Origin of the sequence: Massilia niastensis DSM 21313 (assembly GCF_000382345.1) — a bacterium.
GTDB classification, from domain to species: Bacteria; Pseudomonadota; Gammaproteobacteria; order Burkholderiales; family Burkholderiaceae_D; genus Telluria; species Telluria niastensis.
Window position 1 is genome coordinate 157,433 of the sequence record NZ_KB908080.1, and the last position, 7,487, is coordinate 164,919.

Annotated in this window: 6 protein-coding genes and 1 pseudogene; 2 read left to right on the plus strand and 5 right to left on the minus strand. The window is 66.2% G+C overall.

Annotated features, from left to right (window positions below; translation table 11 throughout):
* The first annotated feature begins 35 nt into the window (after nucleotides 1-35).
* Nucleotides 36-2,429: a glycoside hydrolase family 31 protein gene (locus tag H162_RS0104840; protein ID WP_020652324.1), complete on the plus strand. Its 2,394-nt coding sequence runs from the start codon at nucleotides 36-38 to the stop codon at nucleotides 2,427-2,429.
* 98 nt (nucleotides 2,430-2,527) lie between these two features.
* The gene (locus tag H162_RS0104845; RefSeq protein WP_020652325.1) at nucleotides 2,528-3,610 is read left to right on the plus strand and encodes a catalase family protein; all 1,083 of its coding nucleotides are present in this window, start codon (nucleotides 2,528-2,530) and stop codon (nucleotides 3,608-3,610) included.
* A 3-nt stretch (nucleotides 3,611-3,613) separates the two neighbouring features.
* Here H162_RS0104845 and H162_RS0104850 read toward each other — a convergent pair whose 3' ends face one another.
* From H162_RS0104850 to H162_RS0104870, 5 genes and pseudogenes are all read right to left on the minus strand, one after another.
* Entirely contained in the window at nucleotides 3,614-4,240 is a 627-nt protein-coding gene (locus tag H162_RS0104850) for a LysE family translocator (protein ID WP_020652326.1), read from the minus strand.
* Nucleotides 4,241-4,292: 52 nt separating this feature from the next.
* A complete protein-coding gene (locus tag H162_RS0104855) occupies nucleotides 4,293-4,712 on the minus strand; it encodes a hypothetical protein (RefSeq protein WP_211223680.1) in 420 nt (139 codons plus the stop codon).
* Between the two features lie 166 nt (nucleotides 4,713-4,878).
* The gene (locus tag H162_RS0104860) at nucleotides 4,879-5,325 is read right to left on the minus strand and encodes an SRPBCC family protein (protein WP_020652328.1); all 447 of its coding nucleotides are present in this window, start codon (nucleotides 5,323-5,325) and stop codon (nucleotides 4,879-4,881) included.
* 133 nt (nucleotides 5,326-5,458) lie between these two features.
* Nucleotides 5,459-6,352 (minus strand): annotated as a pseudogene (locus tag H162_RS30140) (AMP-binding protein); the annotation flags it as partial.
* Nucleotides 6,353-6,387: 35 nt separating this feature from the next.
* Complete coding sequence (locus H162_RS0104870; protein WP_371846842.1) at nucleotides 6,388-7,284, minus strand: LysR family transcriptional regulator; 897 nt, start codon at nucleotides 7,282-7,284, stop codon at nucleotides 6,388-6,390.
* Between the last annotated feature and the right edge of the window lie 203 nt (nucleotides 7,285-7,487).

The following is a 7,487-nucleotide window of genomic DNA, read 5'->3' on the forward strand; positions in this document are numbered from 1 at the left end:
GCTCTTGGCTGTCTCACAACAACGACTACCACCACATGACAAAAGCAACGATCGCCCGCCTGGCGCTGTGCCTGGCCGCCAGCCCGCTCGCCGTCGCCCAGAACGCCGACCGCCAGCTGCACAGCGTGACGCGCAACCAGAACACGCTGGAAATCGCCACCAGCGACGGCCGCTACCTGATCAAGCCTTACTCGGCCAACGTGGTCGAGACCAGCTTCATCCCGAACGGCGAGCGCTTCGATCCCGCTTCGCACGCCGTGATCCTGGCGCCTGTCGATGTGCCGGCCACCCTGAAGGACGAGGGCGGCCGCGTCACCTTCGCCACCCCGGGCATCAGCGTCACCGTCGACAAGCGCCCGTTCCGGATCAGCTATGCCTACAAGGGCAAGCCGCTGGTGGCCGAGAAGCGCGGCTATGGCCGGAGCAAGGACGGGGAAGCGATCGAGTTCGCGCTCGAGGATGGCGAGGCGCTGTACGGCGCCGGGGCGCGCGCGGTCGGCATGAACCGGCGCGGCCACCGCTTCCAGCTGTACAACAAGGCCCACTACGGCTACGGCGACCGCTCGGAACTGCTGAACTACACGATCCCGGTGGCGCTGTCGTCGAAGAAGTACGCGATCCACTTCGACAATCCGCAGACCGGCTGGCTCGATTTCGACAGCCGCAAGGACGGCACCCTGCGCTATGAAGTGATCGGCGGGCGCAAGACCTACCAGGTGGTCGCCGGCGACAGCTGGGACGAGGTCATGGAAGGCTACACCGGCCTGACCGGACGCCAGCCGCTGCCGCCGCGCTGGGCCTTCGGCAACTTCGCCAGCCGCTTCGGCTACAGGAGCGAGGCCGAGACCCGCGCCGTGGTCGACAGGTTCATCGACGAGAAGATCCCGCTCGACGCCGTCGTGCTCGACCTGTACTGGTTCGGCAAGGAGGTCAAGGGCACGATGGGCAACCTCGACTGGGACCGCGACACCTTCCCGAACGCCGAGCGGATGATGGCCGACTTCACCAAGAAAGGCGTGAAGACCATCGTCATCAGCGAACCATTTGTCCTGACCACCTCGAAACGCTGGCAGGAAGCGGTCGACCGCAAGGTGCTCGCCACGGACAAGGCGGGCAAGCCCTACACCTACGATTTCTATTTCGGGAACACCGGCCTGATCGACCTGTACAAGCCGGAAGGGCGCGACTGGCTCTGGAACATCTACAAGAACCTGAAGCAGGGCGGCGTGGGCGGCTGGTGGGGCGACCTGGGCGAGCCCGAGATGCATCCGTCCGCGCTGCTGCACGGCGCCGGCACGGCCGACCAGGTGCACAACATCTACGGCCACGACTGGGCGCGCCTGATCGCCGAAGGCTATCGAAAAGACTTCCCGAACGAGCGCCCGTTCATCCTGATGCGCGCCGGTTACTCGGGTTCGCAGCGCTTCGGCATGATCCCCTGGTCCGGCGACGTCAGCCGCAGCTGGGGCGGCCTGCAGTCGCAGATGGAGATCTCGCTCCAGATGGGCATGCAGGGCCTGGCCTACATGCACTCCGACCTGGGCGGCTTCGCCGGTCCGGTGCTGGACGACGAGCTGTATGTGCGCTGGCTGCAGTACGGCGTGTTCCAGCCGGTGTTCCGTCCGCACGCGCAGGAGGCGGTGCCGGCCGAGCCGGTATTCCGCAGCGAACGCACCAAGGTGCTGGCGCGCGAGGCGGTCTGGCTGCGCTACGCCATGCTGCCGTATAACTACACGATCGGTTTCGACAACAGCCGGACCGGCATGCCGCTGATGCGGCCGCTGATGTTCGTCGAGACCGATGCCGACAAGCCGTTCGAGCGCTCCGGCACCTACCTGTGGGGCCCGGACTTCCTGGTCGCGCCGGTGGTCCAGCCGGGCGCGACGCGCCAGGAGGTCTACTTCCCGAAAGAGGGCAGCGTCTGGTTCGACTTCCATACCGGCGCCGCCCACCGCGGCGGGGTGCTGGAAGTGGTGAAGCCGGAAGACGCGCATATCCCGGTCTACGTGCGCGCCGGCGCCTTCGTGCCGATGGCGAAGGTGGTGCAGACCACGCGCGACTATACGGGACGCCAGCTCGACCTGCATTACTACCACGACGCCTCGGTGGCTTCCTCGAACGGCAAGCTGTACGACGACGACGGCGAGACCGCCGGCGCCTACGAAGCGGGCAAGTACGAGATCGTGCGCTTCGCCAGCAAGTACTCCGCCGGCCGCCTGGAGATCGGCTTCGAGACCGAGACCGGCAAGCAGCAGGCCCCCGCCGAGCGCGGCTTCAGCCTGAAGATCCACAACCTGCACGCGAAACCGCGCTCGGTCAGCGTCGACGGGCGCGCCGTGGCCTCCAGCTGGAACGCGCGCCACAAGCTGCTCGAAGTCGCCGTCCCGGCCCGCAGGCAGCAGGCCGCGAAGGTCGCCATCACCCTGTAGTCGACACGGCCGGCGCGCATCCCCGCGCGCCGGCCGCTGGCGTACGTCGCCGCGCGTGGTTCTCGGCTAGAGTGGATGCCCGACCGATGGAGCCACCGATGAGCCAAACCAGCGCCAGCATCACCCCGATTCCCTACCAGCCCGGCCACGAACAGATCGGCATCGACGAGGCCGAGGCGATTTACTCCCTCCAGAACGTGTTTGCCGGGATGGCCAACCAGGTCGCCGCGGCCGAAGGCCATGCCCACCGCGCGGTGCACGCCAAGGGGCACGCGCTGCTGCGCGGCGCGCTCACCATTGCCGACGGCCTGCCCGAGGCGTACGCACAAGGGCTGTTCGCCACGCCGGGCGCCTATGACGTGCTGTTGCGCTGGTCGTCGCCGCCGGCCGAGCAGCTGCCGGACAGCGTCTCGACCCCGCGCGCGGTCGCGCTCAAGATCCTGAAGGTGCCCGGCGAACGGCTCGACCCCGGCAAGGGAGGGCAGTCGCAGGACTTCCTGATGGTGAACGGCCCGGCCTTTGCGCGCCCCGGTCCGCAGGGCTTCCTGGCGGACGTGAAGCTGCTGGCCGCGACCACCAACCGTTCCCCGGCCGGCAAGACGGTCATCTCCACCGTGATGCGCACGGCGGAAGCGGCGCTCGAGGCCCTGGGGGGCGAGAGCGGGAAGTTGAAGGGCATGGGCGGCGAGCCGCAGCGCCATCCGCTCGGCGAAACCTACTTCACCCAGACACCTTTCCTGTACGGGCGCTACATGGCGAAGCTGTCGCTGGCGGCCGTGTCGCCGGCCCTGCATGCGCTCGATGGGGCGGGGCTGCCGAACGACGACGACGCCCAGCGCGCGGCGATCGGCGCGCATTTCGCGGGGCAGGGCGGGGAGTGGGAGTTGCGCGTGCAGCTGTGCGTGGATACGGAGAAGATGCCGATCGAGGATGCCTCGGTCGAGTGGCCGCAGGACCTGAGCCCTTTCGTGGCGGTAGCGCGCCTGAGCGTGCCGGCCCAGGCGGGCTGGGATCCGGCGACCTCGCCGCGCCTCGAGGACGAGACCGCGTTCGATCCCTGGAATTGCCTCGACGCGCACCGGCCGCTGGGCGCGGTCAACCGTGCGCGCAAGGAAGTGATGGCGGTATCGCGCCAGCTGCGTTCGGAGTTCAACCGCTGCCCGATCCGCGAACCGGGCTGAAGGCTAACGCGCGACGATCAGGCGCAGGCCGAGGCCGATGAAGATCGCGCCGGCGATCCGGTCCAGCCAGGCGCTGGCGGTCGGCGTGCGGTTCAGCCACTGGCCGACCGAGCCCGAGAAATAGCCCAGCAGGCCGAACAGTACGGCGGCCTGCAGGGTGAAGGTCACGCCCAGCGCGGCCGTCTGCCAGTTGGCGTCGCCGCGCGCGGCGATCACGAACTGCGGCAGGAAGGACAGGAAGAACAGCACCACCTTCGGGTTGATCGCGTTCGCGACCAGGCCCTTCACGAACAGCCTGCCGCTCGACTCTTCTGGCAGCCCCGCGCCGCCGACCCGGGCGCCGCCGCGGCTGCGGATGGCTTGCGCGCCCATCCAGATCAGGTACAGGCCGCCGGCGATCTTGAGGGCGTTGAAGGCGGTCGGCGAGGAGGCGATCAGGGCGCTGACGCCGATCACGGCCAGCAGGGTATGGGTGAGGCAGCCCAGCGCGCAGCCCAGGCCGAAGGCCATGCCGCGGATGCGGCCCTTGGCGACGCCAATGCTCAGCACCATCAGGTTGTCGGGGCCGGGAGACAGGGTGATCAGGACGGCGGCGGCGAGGAAGCCGAAGAATTGTTCAGGCGACAGCATGGCGACGATGTTTGTTAGAAAGAAATAGCATACCGCAATCGATAAAAGGGCATCAGGCCACGACCCGGCGATGCACCTTATGGGTGGCAAATTTCCAGCCAATCCATGCCATGGGAATATATGCACCGACCAGGTCCAGGGCATCGAACCACAGCGGCGCGGGCAGCATGAGCACACTTGCTACCCCTCCGGCCAGGAAGGCCAGGCCGATCGCCAGCGCGAAGTGGCGCTGTTTGCCGGCCGCGATGCGGGCTGCGACGGCGGCGCCGACGAGGGTGCCGAGCGCGTGTGCAAGGAAGGGGAAAATGAAGTGTTTCGGTTCGAACAGGTGCATCGACGCCTTCAATCCCTCCATCGTGGTCACGTCGGCGCCGGCCGGTGGCGGGATGGCACTTGCACTCATGCTGATGAGGGTCCCATTCACGGCGCTGCCAATGGCGAGGCCGGCAACCATGGCCAGAATGTTTCTCATCGTTGGATGCATCCGTTTTCCCCTTGCTGTGATTGGACTTCGATCAGCGCGTGACCGGTCGATCGAGTCTACTGACTGATCCGTACTATGTCTACCAGGCAAGAGAACATTCAGCCGAGATGCCGGGCCTGGCGCGAAGTTCGCCGAGCCCGGCGGCGGCACCGGTCTACTCCTTGACCTCCGCCTCGACCAGTTTCGCCAGCAGCTCGAGCGACTCCTGCCAGCCGAGGTAGCAGGCTTCGGCCGGGATGGCGGCAGGAATGCCTTCCTGCCTGATGTGGACCTCGACCCCGCAGAACACCTCGCGCAAGGTCACCGTGGTCTGCATCTTGCCGGGCAACTGCGGGTCGTCGAACTCGGCCGTGTAGCGCAGGCGCTTGCCCGGTTCCAGCTCCAGGTATTCGCCGCCGAATGCATGGCTGTGTTCCGTGGTGAAATTAGTGAACGACATCTTGTACCGCCCGCCGACCCGGCCGTCCATCTCATGGACGGTGCCGATGAATCCATGTGGCGGCAGCCATTTGGCGAGGGCGCCTGGCGTGATGAATGCGCGAAACACACGCTCAGGCGTGGATGTGAAAACGCGGTGCAATTCGACGGTATTGGCAGGCATGATCGATTTCCTTGTGTGGACGTGGCAGAGGACGATCCTCTGATGCTACGACGAACCGGGCGTGCGCATTTCGACATGCAGGACGGTTTTTTTCGCATGTGCGCTGCCGGGCGATCAGGGAGCACGCAAGGATTTATCCGAGGCCGAGCTCCGTCGACACTTGCTGGCGCAGCAGGTACTTCTGGATTTTTCCCGTGACCGTCATGGGGAAGCCCGGTACGAAACGGATATAGCGCGGGACCTTGTAGTGGGCGATCTGTCCCTTGCAGAAGTCGCGGATCTCGTCCTCGCTCGCCGTCGTCCCCGGCCGCAGGACGATGCAGGCACACAGTTCCTCTCCGTATTTATGGTCGGGAACGCCGACGCACTGGACGTCGAGCACTTTCGGATGCCGGTACAGGAATTCCTCGACCTCGCGCGGATAGATGTTTTCGCCGCCGCGAATCACCATGTCCTGGGCGCGGCCGACGATGGCGGCGAAGCCCTGCTCGTCGATGACCGCCAGGTCGCCGGTATGCATCCAGCGCGCGCGATCGATCGTTTCGCGGGTTTTCTCTTCGTCGCCCCAGTATCCCAGCATGACCGAGTAGCCGCGGGTGAGCAGTTCGCCCTTGACGCCGCGCGGGACGATCCGGCCGTCCGCGTCGACGATCTTGACTTCCAGGTGCGGATGGACGCGCCCGATCGTCGAGACCCGCAGTGCCACCGGATCGTCCACCGAGCTCTGGAAGCTCACCGGCGAGGTTTCGGTCATGCCGTAGGCGATGGTGATCTCGGCGAGGTGCATCCGGCCGATGACCCGGCTCATGACTTCGGCAGGGCAGGGCGAGCCGGCCATGATGCCCGTGCGGAGCGTCGACAGGTCGTAGCCGGCGAAATCGGGATGGTCGAGCAAGGCGATGAACATCGTCGGTACGCCGTGCAGCCCGGTGCAGCGTTCGGCCTGCACCGTGTCGAGCACGGACTTCGGCTCGAAGCTTTCGCCAGGGAACACCATGGCGGCGCCATGGGTGACGCAGGCGAGGTTCCATGTGCTCGTCCATGATGCCGGCTATTGTGCCGCTAAGTCGCGGCCAGCGGGCGCGCTTGCGGGGCCTGGAAGTGCTCGACGAGGAAATCGATGAAGGCGCGCGCGCGTATCGTCTGGTTGCGCTGGCTGGGGTAGTACACGTACAGGTCGGCCGCGGGCAGGATGAACTCGGGCAGCACGATTCTCAGCCTGCCGCTGTCGAGGTACTTGGCCAGGTCCCATTCCGACCTGACCAGGATGCCGTGGCCGTCCAGCGCCCATCCCAGCACGATGTCGCCATCGTTACTCGACAACATGCCGTGCACCTTGACGACTTCGGTATCGTCCTGGTGCAGGAAGCGCCAGATGCCGTAGGCGTCATCGTTCTGGCGGTGGATGATGCAACGGTGCCTGGCGAGATCGGCCAGGCTGGCCGGGACGCCATGGCGTTCGAGGTAGGTGGGCGAGGCGCACAGGAAGCGCCGGTTCGACATGATGCGGCGTGCATTCAGCCGCTTGTCGGGCAGCGTCCCGAACCGGATCGCCAGGTCGAAGCCGCTCTCGACCAGGTCGATGGGCCTGTCGGTCACTTCCATCTGGAGCTCGACTTCCGGATAGCGCAGGGCGAAGGCGGAAACCAGCGGCGCGATCGTGGTGCGGCCGAAACCCAGGGTCGCATTCACGCGCAGCAAGCCACGCGGGGTGGCGCGTCCTTGCGAGACCACGTCCTCCATTTCCTTGATCTCGGCCAGGATCCGTGTCGCGTGCTGCAGATAGGTTTCGCCCTCGCTCGTCAGGCTGAGGCTGCGCGTGGTCCGGTTCAGCAGCCGCACGCCCAGCCGGCTTTCGAGCGCCGCAAGGCGTTTCGTTGCCGCCGGTGGCGTCAGGTCGACCGCCCGGGCGGCGGCGGCGAGGCTGCCGTGCCGGGCGACCAGCACGAAAAACTGCATGTCCGAGGTCGGTTCGTTCTTCACCTTGAGTCACTTCACAATTGAATTCCGGAGAATTATAGGCCGCCTTCCACGGATTAACCTACAGCCATCCCGACACACGATCGCATCCGCCGCATGCGACTTTTCCCAAGGAGACTCCCCGTGAAGATCGTCGAAATCCGTGAACAAACCCTTCCCATCAGCTCGCCGATCCGCAACGC

Excerpts from the sequence above, each read along its gene's own strand:
- H162_RS0104850 (WP_020652326.1), bottom strand. The coding sequence starts at position 4,240 with ATGCTGTCGCCTGAACAATTCTTCGGCTTCCTCGCCGCCGCCGTCCTG.
- H162_RS0104840 (WP_020652324.1), top strand. The coding sequence starts at position 36 with ATGACAAAAGCAACGATCGCCCGCCTGGCGCTGTGCCTGGCCGCCAGC.
- H162_RS0104855 (WP_211223680.1), bottom strand. The coding sequence starts at position 4,712 with ATGAGAAACATTCTGGCCATGGTTGCCGGCCTCGCCATTGGCAGCGCC.
- H162_RS0104845 (WP_020652325.1), top strand. The coding sequence starts at position 2,528 with ATGAGCCAAACCAGCGCCAGCATCACCCCGATTCCCTACCAGCCCGGC.
- H162_RS0104860 (WP_020652328.1), bottom strand. The coding sequence starts at position 5,325 with ATGCCTGCCAATACCGTCGAATTGCACCGCGTTTTCACATCCACGCCT.
- H162_RS0104870 (WP_371846842.1), bottom strand. The coding sequence starts at position 7,284 with ATGCAGTTTTTCGTGCTGGTCGCCCGGCACGGCAGCCTCGCCGCCGCC.